Below are 19,060 nucleotides of genomic sequence, written 5' to 3' on the forward strand. Positions count from 1 at the left end.
CACTAACAGTACTGTCGAGCGACAGGGGATCAGATGACGCGTGGGGGCTTCGCGACCCGCCGACGGACCGAGCTGTTCGACGCCATGGTCGGCCTGTTCCTGGCCGAGGGGTTCGCGCATCTGACCCTCGACGACATCGCCTCCCGGCTGCGGTGCTCGAAGTCCACGCTCTACACCCTCGCCGGCAGTAAGGAGCAGTTGGTCCGTGCCGCCACCGTGCATTTCTTCCGGCGGGCCACCGACGATGTCGAGCGGCGGGTCACCGATACCCCGGGATCGCGCGAACGGATCATCGCCTATCTGTCCGCCGTCGGAACCGCCCTGGGCGCCGCCTCCGACCGGTTCATGACCGATCTCGACGCGTTCCCACCGGCACGAGAGGTCTACGAGCAGAACACCCGCATCGCCGCGGGGAGGGTGCGCGACCTCATCGATGCCGGGGTGGCCACGGGCGAATTCCGTAAGGTGCACGCGGCTTTCGCGGCCGACCTCGCCGCCACGATGATGGTGCGGATCCAGCAGGGCGGCGTACGCGCCGAGACGGGCCTCGACGACGCGGACGCCTACCGCGAACTCGCGGCGATCCTCACGACCGGACTGTGTGCGTGACAGCCGGAGAGAGATCGCGAACGAGCTACGCGGCGCGGTGCCGGCCCGAGTAGCTGGGCATCAGCACCACCGGGAGCGCGACGGTGGTGGCGCCGGGATCCGCGCGTAGCCGGTCGAGGGCGACGAATACCGCGTCCACCGACCCGTATCGGGTGGTGAGCTCATGCAGCAACCGCTCGATCGATCTCGGTGGAGTCATGCCCCCGCTATACCCCAGCACACGCCCAGCCAACCACCTATTTTTCGCCGATTTCGCGGCGTTATCGATCCATCACCACTCGAATCGCCTCAACCAGCAATGATGTAGGCAAGACGGCGCAAACACGATCGCCACGATCGCGCTTCGACGGAGCTACGGGCCGGCGACCGGGTTGAAGCAGCTGTTCGGTGGGTCGACGAAGACGCAGAGTGACGGGGCTCGGGTGGGGCGGTAGTCGGCCGGGACGCCGCCGGTGGCGACGATCTGCGAGTACGTGCCGACGGCGTCGGTAGGGCGGCGGGTGAGGCTGGGGTCGGTGCGCACGTCGACGGTGTAGAGGCCGAAACGCGGCGTGTAGCTGCCCCATTCGTAGTTGTCGGTGAGGCTCCAGTAGTTGTAGCCCATGACGTTCATACCGTCGGCCTTGGCGCGTTGCAGCCAGTAGACGGTGTCGCGCAGGTGATCGCTGCGGCTGTAGCCGTCGCCGCGGGGCAGGCCGTTCTCGGTGGGCAGGCCGTTCTCCACGATGTAGAGCGGCTTACCCGGGAAGCGCCGCGAATAGTGTTGCAGCGCATAGTAGATGCCCTCGGTGCGGACCGGCAGCTCCCAGATGCGCTGGCCGGGCAGGCTCGGCATGGCCGACCCGATGCTCCGCCCGATCGCCCCGAGCAGCGACTGCGCCGGGTCGAAGCCGAAGTAGTAGTCCACGCCCACGTAGTCGAGCCGGTCGGCGACGCGGTTGACGAACTCGCCGTTGACCTGGTCCTCCGAACCGGCGACATAGCCGACATTGGCCGTCACCTGGGCGCCGGGCTGTTCCTGGTGGATGTAGTCGTAGATGGCGTTGTGGGCGTCGACCACCCCGGTCAGCATCCCGGCCGCGTCGGCGGCGCCGCCGCGGATCTCGTGCTGAATGTAGGCAGCCGGCTCGTTCACGGTGACCCACAGCGGATTTCGCGAGGCGTAGTGGTCGACCACCGCGCGCATGTTGGCCAGCCAGTCGCCGACCATCCCCGGGTTGCGCCAGCCGCCGCGGTCGGCCTCCCAGCCGGGATACACCCAGTGGTCCAAGGTGATCATGGGCCGCATCCCGGCCCGCACGATGGCGTCGACGACCGAATCGTAGAAACGGAACGTGTTCTCGTCGAATTCGCCGGGGGTGGGCTGCAGCCGCGCCCATTCGACCCCGACCCGGAATACCCGGACACCCATATCGGCGGCCAGGCGGATGTCGGATTCGTAGCGATCGCTGAAGTCGACCGAATCCTGGAGCGGCTCGTAGCCCGGATTCCCGGCGATGTAGCGCGTCCAATTGCTGTCGGGCGCATGGCCTTCGGACTGGAACCCGGAACTCGCCACGCCCCAGAGGAACCCGGAGTCCAGCGGGGTGAGGGCGGCCGGCCGCATCGGCGGGACCGCGAGGGCCGGTGTACCGACCAGCAACACCGACGCAACAGCGACGAACACGGCCAGGACATTCCGAAGACACCGAGATCGCATCAATTCAGGGTAACGGGAGCCCTCGGGCCGACGCTGGCGTTCGGCGACCACTATCGTGCGGCCACAACGACTTCCATATCGCCCGGCCCAGCGATCCGCGAGCATCATTGCTGCTGAGAGGGTTTCCGCGCGGACCACCGAGCGACCCGCAGCGGCCCGCGCCCCTAGCCCCGAACCGGCGTGTCCCGGTATCGGGCGCGTCCGCCCGGCGCTGCCGTCGCCGGGCGGGCGGTCTCGTCTCGCGATCAGGACCGGGCCTCGGCCGCGGCCTTCAGATCGGCCAGCCACGCCTCCAGGCCCGCGCCGAGGAGGCCGGTGGACAGGGCCGGATCGGCTTCGGCCTGCGCGCCGGTCCAGGTCTCCTCGGTGCGGACCCGGACCTTGCCGTCGACCTCGTCGAAGTTCCAGACGTGGATGCCGTTGTCGATCCGCACCCCTTCGCCGAGAGCCGGCCCGCTCCAGCGGATGCACGACCGGTCCAGCACCTGGTGAACGGTCGAGGTGATGACCATGGTCGAGGCGGGCGTGGTGGGGGTCGCGGGCGCCGGGGTGGTCCACCGGAACCGCGAACCGTCCCGCAGCGGGCCCTCGTCCAGCAGTTCCATGCTGGTGACGGGCTGCTGCCAGGACGGCCAGCCCTGGACGTCGGTCTGCACCTGCCAGACGGTGCTCAGCGGCGCGTCGATCACGGTCTCCGTCCGGTACCGGACCGCGGCGTCGGGGGCGGTGCCGTCCCCCAGGCAGGTCAGCGGCGCGGGGTCGGTGACGGGATCGGCGAGCGCCGGGGTGACGGTGCCGCCGAGGATTCCGGCGGTCAGGGCGATCGCGAGCAGGGCGGCGCGGCGGGTGACGTTCACGGTTCTCTCCTGAGTTCGGGGCCGCTCCGGGGAGCGATCTGTTAGCGCTTGTTTCGTTCGTTACAAGTTATAATCACTCCTCACAGTGATAGTCAATAGCAAGAGTGATACCTTGTAACGAAGGCCGAACGGCGAGAGGAGCAGCCGATGACCGGTGCGGAGGCGACGAGTCCGCGGGAGCGCTACCGCATCCAGATGCGCGCGGCGATCAAGGAGCAGGCGTGGGAGCAGATCGCCGCCGCGGGCGCCTCCGCGCTGTCGCTCAACGCGATCGCGAAGAGTCTGGGCATGACGGGCCCGGCCCTGTTCCGGTACTTCGCCAATCGCGACGAGTTGATCACCGAGCTGATCCGGGACGCCTACCGCAGCCTCGCCGACACCGTCCGCGCCGCCGCCGACTCCGGCGCCGGCATCTCCGGCCTGGCCCACACCGTGCGCGACTGGGCGCTGAGCGACCCGCAGCGGTATTTCCTCATCTACGGCACCCCCGTCCCCGGCTACCGGGCCCCCGCCGAGACGACCGTCCTCTCGGACGAGATCCTGACCGTGCTGCTGGAGGCCCACAGCGACCTTCCCCCGAGCCCCACCGGACACCCGGCCACGACCCTGGACCGCGCCCTGATCTTCTGGACCCGCGTGCACGGCGTGCTGTCCCTGGAACTGGCCGGCCACTTCGACGGCATGGGCTTCGACCCCGCCCAGCTGTTCACCGCCGAAGTGGACCGGCTGACGTCCCCTACCGGGTGACGAGCGAGCCCTGTGCCCCGGCCGGCGCCGCGAGGCGGTGGCGGCGGGTGGGCATCAGGACCGTGGGGTGCGACACGCTCCACGCGGCGCCCGCGCAGACGAATTCCTTGATGCGAGCGGCGATCCGGCCCGTGAACACCAGGGAGGTCGGGGTGTCGTCGGGGGCGACGCGCTGGATGATGCCGTCGCGGCGGCCGAGGCTGATGCACTGGCTGGCGTAGCCGATGGGGGCCTCGGGAACCGTGCGGCCGGTCAGCCGCGCGGCGAGGGCGTCGGCGGCCTGCCACGCCATCGGGGTCGCGGTGGCACAGCCCATGCGCAGCGGATTACCGCCCACCCCTACGGCATTCGCGGCGTCGCCGATGGCGTACACGTCCGGATGCGAGACCGAGCGCATGGTGCCGTCGACCACGATCCGCCCGGTCTCGGTGACCGTCAGCGCGGTGGCGGCGGCGAGCGGATGCGCCGCGAAACCCGCGGTCCACACGGTTACCTCGGCCGGAATCCGTTCCGCGCCCGACTCTTTCGCCACGACCACACCGTCCGCCTCGACGCGGAGGATGTCGGTGTTCTCGCGGACCGTGATGCCGAGCCGGTCGAAGGCGCCGCGCAGGTGGCGCCGGGCCTTCTCGTCCAGCCAGGCACCGGCGCCGCCGCGGGCGGCGAGGGTGACCGCGAGATCCGGGCGGGCCTCGGCGATCTCGGCGGCGGCCTCGATGGCCGTCAGCCCGCCACCCACGACCAGGACGGTAGCGCCCGGACCCAGGTCGCCCAGGCGCGCCCGCAGCCGTAGGGCCGACCCCTTTCCGGCCACCTCGTGCGCGTATTCCGCGACGCCGGGGACCGTCTGCGCGACGGTGCTGCCCAGCGCGTACACGAGGCTGTCGTAGCCGAGGGTCTCGACGCCGTGCTCGCCGTCGAGTGCGACGGTCTTGCGCTCCACGTCGACGGCGGTGACCCGCGCGATCCGGACGCGGATCCCGGTGCCCGCGAACATCTCCCGCAGCGGGCGCGGCCGCAGTTCCTGCCCGGTGGCGAGCTGGTGCATGCGCACCCGCTCCACGAATTCGGAATCGGCGTTGACCACGGTGATCTCGACGTCGTCGCGGTGCAGCCGCTTGGCGAGGCGTCCCGCGGCGATGGCTCCGGCGTACCCGGCCCCCAGGACGACGATGCGGTGCTTCATGGCTCGCTCCTATCTGATTGCGCTCACCACCTGAACCGGACAGGCACGCGAAACCTGACAGCACCAGCTGTGATGTGGGTCACTGTCACCAGTCGATCGCCAGCCGCCGATGCGGCCCGCTGGCGGCCCATTCGCGGGTGATGCGGGCGAGTTTGTCGGGATTGACCTGTAGGTGGATCGCCGCGATCCCGTCGGCCGTCACCTCGAGGCAGAAGACGGCGAAGATCCGCCCGTCGACCTCGGCCAGGACGGCCGGACCGCCGTTGACGGCAACGGCGTGGAAGGCGGGAGCACCACCGAGGAAGGCCCGCCGGGGATCGGTCGGCGCGAAGACGTGCCGCAGGTAGCGCGCGATATCGAGCGCGCCGACGACCGGGATCTTGCGGGCCGGGATCCGGCCGCCGCCGTCGGCGACGCTGACCGCGTCGCCGGTGAGCAACCGGATCAGCGGCGCGGTGTCACCACTGAGCGCCGCGGCGAGGAACTCCTCGACCAGCTTCCGCGCGGCCGCCGGGTCGACGTCCACACGGGCCCGGTCGCCGCTGCCGACATGCTGTTTGGCGCGCCGGTAGATCTGCTGGCAGTTCGATTCGGTGATCTCGAGGATCTCGGCGATCTCGCGGTGCGAGTACCCGAACGCCTCGCGCAGCACGTACACCGCGCGTTCGTTGGGAGACAACCGCTCCAGGACCATGAGCATCGCCATCGAGACCGACTCGCGCTGCTCGGCGGTGTCGGCGGGACCGAGCATCGGGTCGCCCGCCAGGATCGGCTCCGGAAGCCACTGTCCCACATAGGTTTCCCGCCGGGCACGCGCCGAGGTGAGCTGGTTGAGGCAGAAATTGGTGAGCACCTTCGTCAGCCACGCCTCGGGCGTCTCGATCCGGTCGCGGTCGGCCGCGTGCCAGCGCAGATACGTCTCCTGCACCGCGTCCTCGGCGTCCCCGGCCGACCCCAGCAGCCGGTACGCGATCGCTCCGAGGCGGCCGCGGAAGCCCTCGAACAGATCCGCCTCTTGTGTATGGAGCGACATCACACCATCGTCGGCCATCCCCCGGCTACCGTCCACCACCGGGGACGCCTACAGCCGGCAACTGTCGATCGCGAACCCGGCGAGGGCTCCCTCGTCAGCGGTGGACGATATCCCGGTAGGTGTCCAGGATCCCGTGAATGGACGACGTGACGTGCAGGTCGTCGCTTAGCGGTGCCCAGACGTACCGCGCGTGCGCGCTGAGTACCACCGGCGCCGTGGCCGCCACCTGCACCGCGAAATGTAGCCGTCGCACGGGCCGCCCCGCGGGGGAGAGATAGTCGAAGTCGCCGACGTGGTGACCCACGCCGGTGACGACCAGCCCCGTCTCCTCGAGCACGCCACGGACCAGCGCCCCGGTCACCGACTCTCCCGCTTCCACGGTCGCGCCCGGCAGTTTGAGGGTGGGGCGGATCGGCCCCGAACTGTGCGGCTCCAGCAGGAGCACATCCCCCTCACGGTCGATGATCGCACCGACCCGTAGCCCGACCCCGTCCCGTTCGCCGCGCGGAAGCACCTCGTCGAACATCGATACCGACATCGGCGAATTCACCAACCTTCATCCAGGCAGAGGCGCCCGTAATCTGAGAGCGCCGATCTCTCGATATTACCGTGGCGTGACCGGCAGATGACAGGCAGTACAGAATATTAACGGCCACAACGGATTTCGTTCGCAATCGGTAAGGGTTGCCGGGCCCGGCGGCGGAGCGTTGGAATCTTGCCGATTCAAACAATGCCCTCTACCGGCGGAATGTAGTTCCGTCTGGGGCGTATCGACAGGGACGCGACCACACCAGGAGACCCCGATGACCGACCCCGCCGCGCCGGACCCCGCCCAGAACTGGAGCTTCGAGACCAAGCAGGTCCATGTCGGCCAGGTGCCCGACGACACCACCAACGCCCGCGCTCTGCCGATCTACCAGACCACCTCCTACACCTTCCGTGACACCGATCATGCCGCCGCGCTGTTCGGCCTCGCCGAACCGGGCTACATCTACACCCGCATCATCAACCCGACCCAGGACGCCGTCGAGCAGCGCATCGCGGCGCTCGAGGGCGGCGTGGCCGCGCTGCTGCTGTCCTCCGGCCAGGCCGCCGAGACGTTCGCGATCCTGAACATCGCGGGCGCCGGCGACCATATCGTGTCCAGCCCGCGCCTGTACGGCGGCACCTACAACCTCTTCCACTACACGCTGCCCAAGCTCGGCATCGAGGTCAGCTTCGTCGAGGATCCGGACGATCTCGACCAGTGGCGGGCCGCCATCCGCCCGAACACCAAGGCGGTCTACGGCGAGACGGTGTCCAACCCGCAGAACCACATCCTCGACATCGCCGGGATCGCCGAGGTCGCGCACACGGCCGGGGTGCCGCTGATCGTCGACAACACGGTCCCGACGCCCTACCTGATCCAGCCGCTGAAGCACGGCGCCGACATCGTGGTCCACTCGGCCACGAAGTACCTCGGCGGGCACGGCGCGGCCATCGCGGGCGTGATCGTGGACGGCGGCGGCTTCGACTGGACGGTCACCGACGCCGACGGCAAGTCCCGCTTCCCCGGCTTCACCACCCCCGACCCCAGCTACCACGGCGTGGTGTTCGCCGAACTCGGCGCGCCCGCCTATGCGCTGAAGGCCCGCGTCCAGCTGCTGCGCGACCTCGGCTCGGCGATCTCCCCCTTCAACGCCTTCCTCATCAGCCAGGGCCTCGAGACGCTGAGCCTGCGGGTCGAACGGCACGTGCAGAACGCGCAGGCGGTCGCCGAATTCCTCACCGAGCGGCCGGAAGTCACGTCGGTCTCGTTCGCGGGGCTGCCGTCGTCGCCGTGGTACGAGCGCGGAAAGCAGCTGGCGCCCAAGGGAACCAGCGCGATCATCGGCTTCGAGCTGACCGGTGGCGTCGACGCGGGCAAGAAGTTCGTCAACGCCCTCACCCTGCACAGCCACGTCGCCAATATCGGTGACGTCCGGTCGCTGGTCATCCACCCGGCCTCGACCACCCACTCGCAGCTCACCCCGGAGGAGCAGCTCGCCTCGGGCGTCACCCCCGGACTGGTCCGCCTGGCGGTCGGCATCGAGGGAATCGACGACATCCTGGCCGACCTGCGCACCGGATTCGACGCCGTGGGCGCGTAACGCGCTGAGGTCCTTCCACAACGAGGCCCTACCGCTTCCACCACGATGCCCCTACCGCTCTTTGGTAGGGGCATCGTCGTATTCGATCTAGATCACCCGCGGCGTGAACCCGGCGAACTCGGCGGCCTCGGTGGTTATGCTCAGAACTCGAACGACGGCCCGGCGCGTACACAGCGCTGCCGGGAATTCGCGACGACGGGAACTCAGGCCGCACGTTCAGAGGGGAACGGGCACGATGGCAGGCAAGCGGACGGTGCTGACGGTCCAGCTCAGACGGCTGGCCGCACTGCTGCACGAGATGCGCGAGGAAGCCGGGATCACCAAGGAGGTCGTGAGCGGCCGCACCGGCATCAATGTGACCACGCTGTACCGGATCGAGACGGCGCAGGCGCGGCCGCAGCGGCGCACGCTGATGGCGATGCTCGAACTGTACGGCATCGAGGATCCGCAGCGGTCGGATGCGCTGCAACTGCTGCAGGAGGCGCAGAAACCCGGCATGTCGCGCCCGTTCGAGGCGGCGGTGTCGGAGGTATACGCGGCCTACATCAATTTCGAGAACGAGGCGCTGTCGGCGCGGCTGTTCCAGACCTCGTTCATCCCCGGCCTATTACAGACCGAACAGTATGCGTGGGCGGTGCTGGATACCGCGATGCCCAAGGTCGAGACGGCGGTGATCGAGCAGCGGCTGCGCGCCCGGTTCGAGCGGGCCAAGGTGCTGGCCAAGGAGGAGCCCCTCGAGTTGTGGGTGGTGCTCGACGAGGCCGCCATCCGGCGCGTCGTCGGCGGCCGCGAGGTGATGCGGGGCCAATTGCTGCGGCTGGTCGAGGAATCGGAGAAGCGCAACGTCATCCTGCAGATACTGCCGTTCGACGCGGGCGCGCACCCCGCGATGGTCGGCTCCTTCGTCGTCCTCGACTTCCACGACCCCGCCGACCCGGAACTGGTGTACGTCGAGGGCATAGCCGGCGACGACATCGTGGAGGGCCACAACGAGATCCGCCGCTTCGGCGTCATGTTCGACCAACTCCGCGCCATGGCCCTCAGCCCCCGAGACTCCTCCACCCTCATCTCCAAAATCGCCGACGACCTGCGCTAGCCACGGCGCACCCCCGCTCGCCCCCCGCGCGCCCCCACCTCCGGCGCGCCCCACTCATTTTCCGGCATGCTTCTGGCCGGAAACTCGCGAGGCCCCGGCCAAAAGCGTGCCGGGGAAATATGAGTGGCGATTACCGCCTGCTGCGCTGGTGCATCGAGAGCCGTTCTCACCGCCTGCTGGCCCGCCGGTACCCAACCACCGCAGGGATCGCGAAGACCACTACCGCACCTGCCGACCACGCGACGGTCGCCAGGAGGGGCCCCCGCACCGGGCCGCCCAGGGACAGGCCGCGCATGGCGTCGACCGCGTAGGACATGGGCTGGTGCGCCACAATGGGTTTCGCCCAGGACGGGTAGGCGGCCAGCGGCACGAAGCCGGTGGAGAAGAACATCAGCAGCGACGATCCCAGCGAAATCGCTTCCACCAGAGCCGGTTTGGCACTGTACGCCGCCACCGTGGTGACGATCGTCGCGAAACCGAGGCCGTACATCAGCGGTACCCCCACCAGTGCCACCGCGGCCGGAAGCCCTTGCTGGAAGCGGAATCCCAGCAGCATCCCGATCCCGAACAGCACCAGCGTGCAGGCCAGGATGCGCGCACCCTCGGCGAGAATCCGCGCCAGGAGTCCCGACGCGCGATGCACCGGCAGCACCCAGAACCGCGCCAGCAGCCCGTCGTCGCGCTCCCGGCCGAGGGTGATGGCCCCCGCCAGCGAACCCGACATCACCGAGACCAGCGTCACCATCGGCACCGACCCGTAGAGAGCGTCGGCCCCGGAGAACGCCGAGATCTGCCGTCCCAGAACCGTATTCAACATCACCAGCAGCAGCGCGGGAAATATCAGCGACTGCGCCATGGTGAGCGGATCCCGCCGCCACCGCACCAGCAGCCGCCGCGTCTGAATCACCGTCTGCGGCACCAGCAGTCGCCACGTCTCGGTGCGCGACCCCACCACCGGCAGCTCGACCACGGCGCTCGCCGTCATCGCCACCTCCGAACGCCCGTCGCACCGCACACATTCGCCGTCACAGCGACCCCCGAACACCCATGGGCCCTCATCGCTGCCTCCGCAAGGCCACCGCAACGGATCCGCCCCCGAACGCCAGCAATCCCGCGCCCACCCAGGCCAGACCCGGCCCGACCGTATCCCAGCCCACCACCCCGGCGCGCCCGCCCGGGTCACCGCCGAGCACCCGCAGGGCGTCGACGAACTGCGACACCGGCTGGTCGCGAGCGAATCCCCGGATCCAGTCGGGGAACTGCGCGGCCGGCGCGAATCCCGTGGAGACCATGCCGAGGATCAGCTGGGGCAGCACCAGCGCCTGCGTCGTCGCCTCCGGACTCTTCGACAGCGCGCCCAGCAGATCGCCCAGCAGGCACAGCAGCAGCCCGAGCAACAGGGAGAAACAGAGGAATCCGGCCGTCTCCCAGCCGCTCCCCGCGAACCGGAAGCCGACCACGTAACCGCACACCAGCGCCGACACCAGCGCGATCGCGATCCGGTACACCGCGGCGGTGGTCCGGGCGGCCAGCGGGGTCACCGACGGCATGGGCATGGTCGCGAAGCGGGTGTCCAGTCCGTCCCGCGCATCGGTGGCCGCGCGGAAGGCCGCCGCGGTCCCGCAGAACGACACCCCCTGCAACACGATCATGGGCATCAGGAACTGCCCGTAGCTGCTGAGCCCGTGCCCGGCGAAGCCCATCACCTTGTTCAGCGGAACGTAGAACCCGAGGGTGAACACCGCGGGCGACAGCAGCGCGGTCAGCACCTCACCATTGCGCAGCGACGGCCGGACCAGGCGCAACGCCAGCACCCAGCACTGCCGCACCGCCGAGCGCCGAGGGGCGGGCGGCGCCCCGCCCAGCGCGATCACATCGCCGGTCATCCGTGAATCCTCCCCGTGCGACGACGGCAGTTCAGCCCATCTCACCAGAGACATCGTCCGAACGCCGGTGATGGTTCGACGCGCGGGCGTGTTCGCCGAGCAAGCCCCTCGCTCCCCGGCATCTTCCCCGCGCCCCCACTCCCCGGCATCTTCCCCGAGCCCCCACTCCCCGGCGCCTTCTCCGAGCCCCCACTCCCCGGCACCTTCCCCGAGCCCCCACTCCCCCGGCACCTTCTCCGAGCGACCCTCTCCCTTCCTCCGAGCGGCCCCCTCCCTTCCCCGCTGTCAAGCGGGGTCACGCTTTTTCCCGCGATCCCGGCGTGCCGTCCGCGCGCCCGCGCCGGGCGCGGCCACTATGCTGACCGCCGTGCTCGAACCCCAGCCCGCCGTCGCGCCCCATCCCGATATCGCCCACCTGGCCCCGCTGCTGGGCACCTGGCGCGGCTCCGGCCACGGGGAGTACCCGACCATCGACTCGTTCGACTACCACGAGGAAATCCACTTCGGCCATGTCGGCCGCCCGTTCCTCACCTACCGTCAGCGCACCCGCCACGCGGAGGACGGCCGTTCGCTGCACGCCGAGACCGGATATCTGCGCTGCCCGGGCGGCGACCGCATCGAATTGATCCTCGCCCACCCGACCGGTATCACCGAGATCTGCGAGGGCAGCCTCGATGTCGCCGGCGACGGTCTGCGCCTGGAACTGGATTCGACCCACATCGGCCGCAGCACCACCGCGAAACTCGTGACGGCACTCGGCCGCTCGCTCCGGCTGTCGGGCGACACCATCGATTACACGCTGCGCATGGCCGCCGTCGGCGAGCCGAAGCAGCATCATCTCGCCGCCAGCCTGCGTCGCGCCGAGTAACAAAAAGGTCACCGACACGCCCGTGACCTGCGGCACGTCCGCGGGGGTCTGTGCTATTGCGCACCGGGGGTTGTCTAGGAGATTGCTGGCGTTCTACCGTTTGCCCAGTCGGCGAACAGTCGGCAACGTCGGCGAACAGCCGGCGGCATCTAGTTCGAGCCCATTGGATCTCGCTCACCCACAAGGGAGAAGACCATGAAGCGTTCGACGCTGACCCTGATCACCGCGGGGATGCTCCTAGCAGGTACCGGCGCCGTGGAATTGCTCGGTGACGCCTCCGCCGGAGCGACCTCCCCCGTCGAGCACAGCGCCTCGACGGCCACGAGCGGATTGGAGGTGCACGCGCCATAGACACCGACGAACACGCTGCGACCAGACGACCGGATGCCACCCGTGACCAGGCATCCGGTCGTCGCTGTTCCTGCCACCGCTTCCATCGCCGCTATTCCGGCCCCGCTCCCGTCGTCGCCCTTCCGGCCACCTCTCCCGCCACCGCCATTCCAGCCGCCACTCCCGTCGTCGCCCCTCCGGCCACCGCTCCCGTCGCCGCTATTCCTGCCCCCCGCTACGCCGTTCCCGGGGGCAGCGCGGCCAGCATGTCGCGGGTGGTGGCGACCGCGTTGTCCGAACTCCCGCCCTTCACCAGCAGCGTCGCGAAGGCCATATCGCCGCGGTAGCCGATGAACCACGAGTGCGAACCGCCGTCGACCTCGGCCTCTCCGGTCTTGCCGTACACCTCGCCCTGATCCGCGATCCGCTCGGCGGTGCCGCCGGTGACGACCTTGCGCATCATCATCCGCAGGCCCTTGATCACCTCCGGCGACGGGGACGGCCGGTCGCCTTGGACCTTCGTCTCGAATCCGGCGATCAGATACGGCGTCGGCGTCGTGCCGCGCGCGACCGTGGCCGCCGCCAGCGCCATCCCGAACGGGCTCGCCACCACGGTGCCCTGCCCGATGCCGTTCTCGGTGCGCTGGACTTGCTGCTTCGCCGGCGGCACCGATCCCGAGACGGTCGGCAGTCCCGCGACCGTGTAGTCCTGCCCGATCCCGAACCGGGCCGCCGCGTCGGTGAGCGCGCCTGCGGGCAACTCGCTGGCGATCTTCGCGAAGGACGTATTGCAGGACCGTTCGTAGGCGGTCGCCATCGGAACATCGCCGATGGTGAACAGCTCGTAGTTGGGGATGGTCCGCTCACCGATGACGATCCGGCTCGGGCACGGCACCACGGTGTCGGGGGTGGCGGTGCCCTCCGCCATCGCGGCGGCCGCGGTGATCGTCTTGAAGGTGGAGCCGGGCGGATACAGCCCCGACGTGGCGACCGGTCCGTCGGTATCCGCCGCCTTGTTCTGCGCCACCGCGAGCACCGCGCCCGTGGACGGTTGCAGCACGACCATCATGGCCTGGTCGGGCCGGACGTCGACCGCGCGCTGTGCGGCGTTCTGCACATTGCGGTCGATGCTCAGCGAGAACGACGGGGCCGGTTGCGGCGGCACCTCTTGCAGCACGCCGACATCGGCGCCGTTGGCGTTGACGGTGGTCACGCTCCAGCCCGCCTTGCCGTCGACCTCGTCGATGACCGTCTTCCGCACCTGCGTCATCAGATCCGGCGCGAAGCCGCGATCGACCGGAACCAGATCGGCCTCCGTCCCGATCCGCACGCCGGGCAGCCCGAGGATGTCGTCACCGACCTGCTCGAACTCCCGATCCGTCAGCGTCGCAACGGTATACGCGCCCGGCGCCCGGCGTGCGGCGGCGAGGATCGTGTCGGCGGTGTGGTCGTCGCCGACGCGGTTCAGGGCGTCGGACAGGGCTCCCGCCACGTAGCCGGGGTCCGGCGCCGCGTTCGCGGTGAACGAGATCGGGTGCACCGTACCGGGTACCAGGATGTCGCTGCCGGAGCGCTCGTTCACTCGGGCCCGCGGCGCCGGGGTGGCACGCAGCTCCATGATCTGGGTGTCGCCGAGTTTCGGGTGCAGATCCGACGAGGTCCAGCGCACCTGCCAGCGCCCGCCGCTGCGGCCCATCTGCAGCTGTCCGCTGTAGGTCCAGATCCGGTTCTTCGGCAGCCGCCACCGGTAGGTGTAGTCGACGGTGGCGGTGTCCCCCGTGACCCGGGCGTCGCCGGTATGTGCGCTCAGCTCCTCGGCCTGCAGTTTGTCCCATGCCGAAGCCAGTGCGGCGCTTGCCTTCTCGGGCTGGTTGGTGAGGTCGGCGGCGCGCTGCACATCGTGCTCGGCCAGTGCGGCGAGGAAGTCGTCGGCGGCCGGGACCGGGCCCTGCGAACCGGATCCGCATCCGCTCGCCGCCAGCGCCACCGCCGCCACGCACAGCGCGACGGCCGTCCGGTTACGTAGGCCGCGCCCGCGCGGGGGGACGAGCGGGCGGGGCTCACAACGTCTTTCGGGTGTCGGCATCGACAGCGATGGTAGCCAGCCAACGGGTCGCAAACGGGGCGACACACGGTGCCGGCCGGATGCCCTCAGTCGACCAGAACCGTAGCGAACGTGGCGATCTGGTGAAATCCGACATTCGCGTAGGCGCGGCGGGCGGCCTCGTTGTAGCAGTTCACGTACAGGCTCGCGGTGCGCCCGGACGCCACCACCGCGTTGGCCACCGCCGCGGTGCCCGACGTGCCCAGCCCGCGGCCGCGCCACTCCGGATGCACCCACACGCCCTGGATCTGCCCGGTGCGCCGCGATATCGCGCCGACCTCGGCCTTGTACACGACCTCGCCGTCCTCGAAACGGGCCCACGCCCGCCCCGCCTGGATCAGGCTCGCGACCCGGCGCCGGTAGCTGCGCCCGCCGTCACCCGCGCGGGGGTCGACGCCGATCTCCTCGGTGAACATCGCGACGGCGGCGACCAGATACCGATCCAGTTCGTCGGCACGCACCCGGCGCACCCGGGCGTCGGGGATCGCGCGGGCGGTGCCGTCCAGCGCCAGCAGCGGCTGGTCGGCGCGCAGGTCGCGGGCCGGGCCCCAGCGCTCGGTGAGCATCTCCCACAGCGGCAGCGCCAGCTCCTGCCGGCCCACCACCGACGAGCACACCCGCGGCCAGCGCGCCGCGCGATCGGCGAAGGCGCGCAGGTCCTCGGGACCGCCGCGCAACGGCACCAGATTGGCGCCGGAGAAGCACAGCGACTCCGTCGGGCCGCCGCGACTCCACAGCTCGCCCTGGCCGCCGCGACTGTCCAGGCCGTACTCCTGCAGTCGCGCGGCGACCATACAGCTGGCCACCGGATCGGTGTCCAGCACCTGTTGCACCTGTGCCAGATCGCGATTGGCGAGCTGGCGAGCTCCGGAGACCCGCGACCGGCGGGTCGGCTCCAGCACACTCCGCACGTTCACAGCCTGCCACGAACGCCGCGAACACGCTGCTGTTTGCCTACCGGGAGCGATGGAGGGCACACAGCGGACGAACGCATCCGGTCCGGCCGCTATCCGACGGTGACGACCGGGTCGCCCGTACCGGAGTCCTCCATCCCCTCGGCGATACGCATCGCCTCCTCGATGAGGGTCTCCACGATCTGGTGCTCGGGCACGGTCTTGATGACCTCGCCCTTGACGAAGATCTGGCCCTTGCCGTTGCCGGAGGCGACGCCCAGATCGGCCTCGCGGGCCTCACCGGGACCGTTGACGACACAGCCCATGACGGCCACCCGCAGGGGCACCTCCATCCCCTCGAGACCGGCGGTGACCTCGTTGGCCAGGGTGTACACGTCGACCTGCGCGCGACCGCAGGACGGGCAGGACACGATCTCTAGCTTGCGCGGGCGCAGGTTCAGCGACTGCAGGATCTGGGCGCCGACCTTCACCTCCTCGGCGGGCGGCGCCGACAGCGACACCCGGATGGTGTCGCCGATGCCGTCGCTCAGCAGCGCGCCGAACGCCACCGCCGACTTGATCGTTCCCTGGAACGCCGGACCGGCCTCGGTCACGCCCAGGTGCAGCGGGTAGTCGCACTGCGCGGCCAGCTGCCGGTAGGCCTCGACCATGATCACCGGATCGTTGTGCTTGACCGAGATCTTGATATCGCCGAAGCCGTGCTCCTCGAACAGGCCCGCCTCCCAGAGCGCGGATTCGACCAGCGCCTCGGGCGTCGCCTTGCCGTACTTCTCCATCATCCGCTTGTCCAGCGAACCGGCGTTCACGCCGATGCGGATCGGGATGCCCGCGTCACCGGCCGCCTTCGCGACCTCCTTGACGCGGCCGTCGAATTCCTTGATGTTGCCGGGGTTCACCCGCACCGCCGCGCAGCCCGCGTCGATCGCGGCGAAGATGTAGCGCGGCTGGAAGTGGATGTCGGCGATCACCGGGATGGGGGACTTCTTCGCGATCGCGGTCAGTGCGTCCGCGTCCTCCTGCCGGGGGCACGCCACCCGGACGATGTCGCAGCCGGACGCGGTCAGCTCCGCGATCTGCTGCAGTGTCGAGTTCACGTCGTGTGTCTTGGTGGTCGTCATCGACTGCACCGACACCGGGAAATCGCTGCCGACCCCGACCTTGCCCACCTGTAGCTGGCGGGTCTTGCGCCGGGGTGCGAGGACCGCCGCAGGTGCGGCCGGCATCCCCAATGCGATGGCACCGCTCACGGCTGCACCTCGCTAACGCTCGGCGCAACCGTTCGCGCTGAGCGCGCTGTGACTTCGGTTCGCTCGCTGCGCTCGCTCACGTTCAGTTTCCTACTTTCGTGTATGTGCTCCACCCGTTCGGGGCCGAGTCTAGTGGTGTTGTCCGAGCAAACGCTGTGAGAGCACCAACCGCACTCCGCCGCAGAATGTATCGGTGCCCACGGGTGATTCGTTGCCGAGTGAACCACGGTGCCCCGGAGGCGATTTCGGCCCTCCGCTCGCACGGTTCGTGAGGCCGCCGGGCATCTGTCGGTCGATGTGACGCATTACACATTCGTGACCGGATCGTGATGCCGGATCACGAGCGTTTGCCCGGGATGTCCGGCTGGTGGTGGAATCTGCCTGACAATCCACTCCTCGGAGGTGCCATGACCGACAGCGAGCGTGCCCGCAACGACGCCCTGCGCGCCCAGGTCGACTCGATGCTCGAGACCTTCGAGCAACAGCAGCGCGAGGTGGCCGACGTGCGGTCCCGCCTGGCCGCCACCACCGCCGAGGCATGGTCGTCGGACAATCTGGTGCGAGTCGTCAGCAACGTCTCCGGCGTGCCGATCGAGGTGCATCTGGAGCCGGAGGCGTTCAAACGTTCCACCCCGGAGAAACTGGGCCGCTCGATGGCCGAGGCCGCCCAGGCCGCCGCACGGGCTGCCGCCGAACTCTCCGAACAGGCCGTCGCGCCGATCCAGAACCTCGCGGGCGAACTCCCCGACCTGTCCGACCTCGTCCCGGGCGCCCCGAGCATCAAGGACCTCATGCGGTCGATGCTCCCGGAACCCGCCGAGGAGCCGCAGGCCCCGCCCCCGCCGTTGGACGACGAGGACGAGGACGAGTTCTACCGCAACCGGACCTACCTCGACGAGCAGCCGCACCGGCCGTATTAGCCTGGCCGACAACAAGATCGAACATCTCCCACCCTTTCCGCTGCCGGTCTGATTCGGGGATTGTCGCTGTCCGGGGCCCAGCGCACGATGTCATCGAACGAGCCGTGAAAATAACTGGCAGACAGGTGGATTCGGTGAAAACGAGGATCAAGAGACTGTTTCCGGTGGGGGTGGGGATCCTGGCCGCCCTCCTGTTCGCGGGGTCCGTGGCCCCGGCATCGGCGATCGGGACCGGCCGCGGTCACACGCAGGAGCCCGAGGCGGCGTGCTCGACCGCGCCCACCGGCAAGACCATCGAGCAGAAGATCAACGGCCGCCCGTACCTGCTGTTCGTGCCGGCGGGCCTGTCCGGGCCGGCGCCGCTGATCGTGGCGCTGCACGGGGGCCGGAGCAATCCCACGACATTCGAGAAGCAGACCGGGTGGACCGACTTCGCGAGTTCCCACAAGGTCATCGTCGCCTACCCGCGCGGCAGCAAGAACGAGGGCGAGAACCAGTGGGCCTGGGAATTCGCCCGCAACACCGGGCCCGACGTCGGATTCCTGCGCCAGGTCGTCGCCGACATCCGCGCGCGCCACTGTGTGGCTCGCAACCGGATACATTTCGTCGGGCACTCCAACGGAGGCCAGATGACGTCCCGGATGGCCTGCGACGCCGCCGATCTCATCGCCTCGGCCGCCGTCTGGGCGGGTCCGAAGGGCGCCTGGGACAAGAACGACTGCCCCGCCTCCCGCCCCATCGCCTTCGGCGTGATGCTCAACGACAACGACCCCGTCGTCTGGCAAGCGGTCGCCGAACAGCACCGCGACCTCTGGCGCGAGATGAACGGCTGCACCACCGAACACGGCGAGTCCGGCCCCGGCGTCGTGCGCGGCCAGCGCTTCGACTGCGCCGCCGGCACCAAGGTCGTCTACCGCCTCTACGACGGTCCCGACGACGCCACCAAGGCGCACGTCTGGCCGCCGAACCCCCGTGGCGCGGACGTCCGCAACCGGATGTGGCAGCTGTTCGACGCCAACCGACTTCCGTAGCGCGGGTGGCCCTTCGCTCCCCTGGCACGCCCGACCCGCACATGTCGGCGGTTGGGCACGCGGGGCGGGGGGTACGAATTCATAGATCGTGCGCGACGATCTCCCCGGCGGGGCGTACGACCTGCCGGGGAATATCCAGAAAGGGATGCCCGTGGCATTGATGGTGTTCTACAGCCGGGTCCGGGAGGACCGGACCGAGGTGGAGTACCGCTTCGGCACGAGCGAGGACAGCCTCGACCGCAGCCTGACCATCGATAAGGAGGCCCTCGAGGTCCGCGACCCCGAACGGATCGCCGACGGGCTGGTGCGGGAGACGGCGGGCAGCATCCTGCAGCGGCACGGGCAACAGGGGCGGTGGCCGGAGAAGGGGCTCGTTCAGACGTAGTTCGGGAGGCGGCCCCGCG

General features: G+C 69.6%; 20 protein-coding genes. 9 read left to right on the forward strand and 11 right to left on the reverse strand.

Features of this window, described 5'->3' with window-relative positions; all coding sequences use genetic code 11:
- The first annotated feature begins 33 nt into the window (after positions 1-33).
- Positions 34-609: a TetR/AcrR family transcriptional regulator gene (locus ON41_RS21640; RefSeq protein ID WP_040749528.1), complete on the forward strand. Its 576-nt coding sequence runs from the start codon at positions 34-36 to the stop codon at positions 607-609.
- Between the two features lie 25 nt (positions 610-634).
- On the opposite strand, the gene ON41_RS41735 is transcribed toward ON41_RS21640, so the two are convergent.
- From ON41_RS41735 to ON41_RS21650, 3 genes are all read right to left on the reverse strand, one after another.
- Positions 635-808 carry a hypothetical protein gene (locus tag ON41_RS41735; RefSeq protein WP_157185572.1) on the reverse strand — a complete coding sequence of 58 codons (174 nt, stop codon included), beginning with the start codon at positions 806-808 and terminating at the stop codon, positions 635-637.
- 153 nt (positions 809-961) lie between these two features.
- Entirely contained in the window at positions 962-2,308 is a 1,347-nt protein-coding gene (locus ON41_RS21645) for a family 1 glycosylhydrolase (RefSeq protein WP_040749529.1), read from the reverse strand.
- A gap of 245 nt (positions 2,309-2,553) precedes the next feature.
- Positions 2,554-3,165 carry an SRPBCC family protein gene (locus ON41_RS21650; protein WP_040749530.1) on the reverse strand — a complete coding sequence of 204 codons (612 nt, stop codon included), beginning with the start codon at positions 3,163-3,165 and terminating at the stop codon, positions 2,554-2,556.
- A gap of 147 nt (positions 3,166-3,312) precedes the next feature.
- Between ON41_RS21650 and ON41_RS21655 the strand changes: the two genes are divergently transcribed.
- The gene (locus ON41_RS21655; RefSeq protein WP_040749531.1) at positions 3,313-3,912 is read left to right on the forward strand and encodes a TetR/AcrR family transcriptional regulator; all 600 of its coding nucleotides are present in this window, start codon (positions 3,313-3,315) and stop codon (positions 3,910-3,912) included.
- Here the strand turns inward: ON41_RS21655 and ON41_RS21660 are convergent.
- The 3 genes from ON41_RS21660 to ON41_RS21670 all read right to left on the reverse strand — a co-directional run bounded on the left by ON41_RS21660 (position 3,902) and on the right by ON41_RS21670 (position 6,669).
- Positions 3,902-5,098, reverse strand: a complete 1,197-nt coding sequence (locus tag ON41_RS21660; RefSeq protein WP_051162128.1) for an NAD(P)/FAD-dependent oxidoreductase — start codon at positions 5,096-5,098, stop codon at positions 3,902-3,904. The genes ON41_RS21655 and ON41_RS21660 overlap by 11 nt on opposite strands.
- A gap of 85 nt (positions 5,099-5,183) precedes the next feature.
- On the reverse strand, positions 5,184-6,131 hold the full coding sequence (locus ON41_RS21665) for an RNA polymerase sigma-70 factor (RefSeq protein WP_040749591.1): 948 nt from the start codon (positions 6,129-6,131) through the stop codon (positions 5,184-5,186).
- Between the two features lie 94 nt (positions 6,132-6,225).
- Positions 6,226-6,669: an NUDIX hydrolase gene (locus tag ON41_RS21670; RefSeq protein WP_040749532.1), complete on the reverse strand. Its 444-nt coding sequence runs from the start codon at positions 6,667-6,669 to the stop codon at positions 6,226-6,228.
- A 265-nt stretch (positions 6,670-6,934) separates the two neighbouring features.
- Here ON41_RS21670 and ON41_RS21675 point away from each other — a divergent pair, with 265 nt between their 5' ends.
- Together ON41_RS21675 and ON41_RS21680 are read left to right on the forward strand one after the other, a co-directional pair.
- A complete protein-coding gene (locus tag ON41_RS21675; protein ID WP_040749533.1) occupies positions 6,935-8,260 on the forward strand; it encodes a bifunctional o-acetylhomoserine/o-acetylserine sulfhydrylase in 1,326 nt (441 codons plus the stop codon).
- 235 nt (positions 8,261-8,495) lie between these two features.
- Positions 8,496-9,356, forward strand: coding sequence for a helix-turn-helix domain-containing protein (locus tag ON41_RS21680; RefSeq protein ID WP_040749534.1), 861 nt, complete (start codon positions 8,496-8,498; stop codon positions 9,354-9,356).
- Positions 9,357-9,522: 166 nt separating this feature from the next.
- Here ON41_RS21680 and ON41_RS21685 read toward each other — a convergent pair whose 3' ends face one another.
- Both ON41_RS21685 and ON41_RS21690 read right to left on the reverse strand, forming a co-directional pair.
- The gene (locus tag ON41_RS21685; protein WP_040749535.1) at positions 9,523-10,341 is read right to left on the reverse strand and encodes an ABC transporter permease; all 819 of its coding nucleotides are present in this window, start codon (positions 10,339-10,341) and stop codon (positions 9,523-9,525) included.
- 70 nt (positions 10,342-10,411) lie between these two features.
- A complete protein-coding gene (locus ON41_RS21690) occupies positions 10,412-11,242 on the reverse strand; it encodes an ABC transporter permease (protein ID WP_040749536.1) in 831 nt (276 codons plus the stop codon).
- A 355-nt stretch (positions 11,243-11,597) separates the two neighbouring features.
- Here ON41_RS21690 and ON41_RS21695 point away from each other — a divergent pair, with 355 nt between their 5' ends.
- Together ON41_RS21695 and ON41_RS41740 are read left to right on the forward strand one after the other, a co-directional pair.
- On the forward strand, positions 11,598-12,110 hold the full coding sequence (locus tag ON41_RS21695; protein ID WP_051162132.1) for a peroxynitrite isomerase: 513 nt from the start codon (positions 11,598-11,600) through the stop codon (positions 12,108-12,110).
- 195 nt (positions 12,111-12,305) lie between these two features.
- Positions 12,306-12,461 carry a hypothetical protein gene (locus tag ON41_RS41740; protein WP_157185573.1) on the forward strand — a complete coding sequence of 52 codons (156 nt, stop codon included), beginning with the start codon at positions 12,306-12,308 and terminating at the stop codon, positions 12,459-12,461.
- A 214-nt stretch (positions 12,462-12,675) separates the two neighbouring features.
- On the opposite strand, the gene ON41_RS21700 is transcribed toward ON41_RS41740, so the two are convergent.
- From ON41_RS21700 to ispG, 3 genes are all read right to left on the reverse strand, one after another.
- Positions 12,676-14,526: a penicillin-binding transpeptidase domain-containing protein gene (locus tag ON41_RS21700; RefSeq protein ID WP_083905526.1), complete on the reverse strand. Its 1,851-nt coding sequence runs from the start codon at positions 14,524-14,526 to the stop codon at positions 12,676-12,678.
- A 65-nt stretch (positions 14,527-14,591) separates the two neighbouring features.
- On the reverse strand, positions 14,592-15,455 hold the full coding sequence (locus ON41_RS21705; RefSeq protein WP_083905534.1) for a GNAT family N-acetyltransferase: 864 nt from the start codon (positions 15,453-15,455) through the stop codon (positions 14,592-14,594).
- A 95-nt stretch (positions 15,456-15,550) separates the two neighbouring features.
- Positions 15,551-16,681, reverse strand: coding sequence for a flavodoxin-dependent (E)-4-hydroxy-3-methylbut-2-enyl-diphosphate synthase (gene ispG / locus ON41_RS21710; protein WP_221332931.1), 1,131 nt, complete (start codon positions 16,679-16,681; stop codon positions 15,551-15,553).
- Between the two features lie 431 nt (positions 16,682-17,112).
- Between ispG and ON41_RS21715 the strand changes: the two genes are divergently transcribed.
- The 3 genes from ON41_RS21715 (at position 17,113) to ON41_RS21725 (ending at position 19,041) form a co-directional block, all read left to right on the forward strand.
- Positions 17,113-17,625, forward strand: a complete 513-nt coding sequence (locus ON41_RS21715) for a YbaB/EbfC family nucleoid-associated protein (RefSeq protein WP_040749595.1) — start codon at positions 17,113-17,115, stop codon at positions 17,623-17,625.
- Positions 17,626-17,789: 164 nt separating this feature from the next.
- Entirely contained in the window at positions 17,790-18,656 is an 867-nt protein-coding gene (locus ON41_RS42310) for a CE1 family esterase (protein ID WP_169336503.1), read from the forward strand.
- An 88-nt stretch (positions 18,657-18,744) separates the two neighbouring features.
- Positions 18,745-19,041, forward strand: coding sequence for a hypothetical protein (locus ON41_RS21725; protein WP_040749539.1), 297 nt, complete (start codon positions 18,745-18,747; stop codon positions 19,039-19,041).
- Positions 19,042-19,060 lie beyond the last annotated feature (19 nt).

Origin of the sequence: Nocardia transvalensis NBRC 15921 (assembly GCF_000308875.1) — a bacterium.
GTDB lineage: Bacteria > Actinomycetota > Actinomycetes > Mycobacteriales > Mycobacteriaceae > Nocardia > Nocardia transvalensis.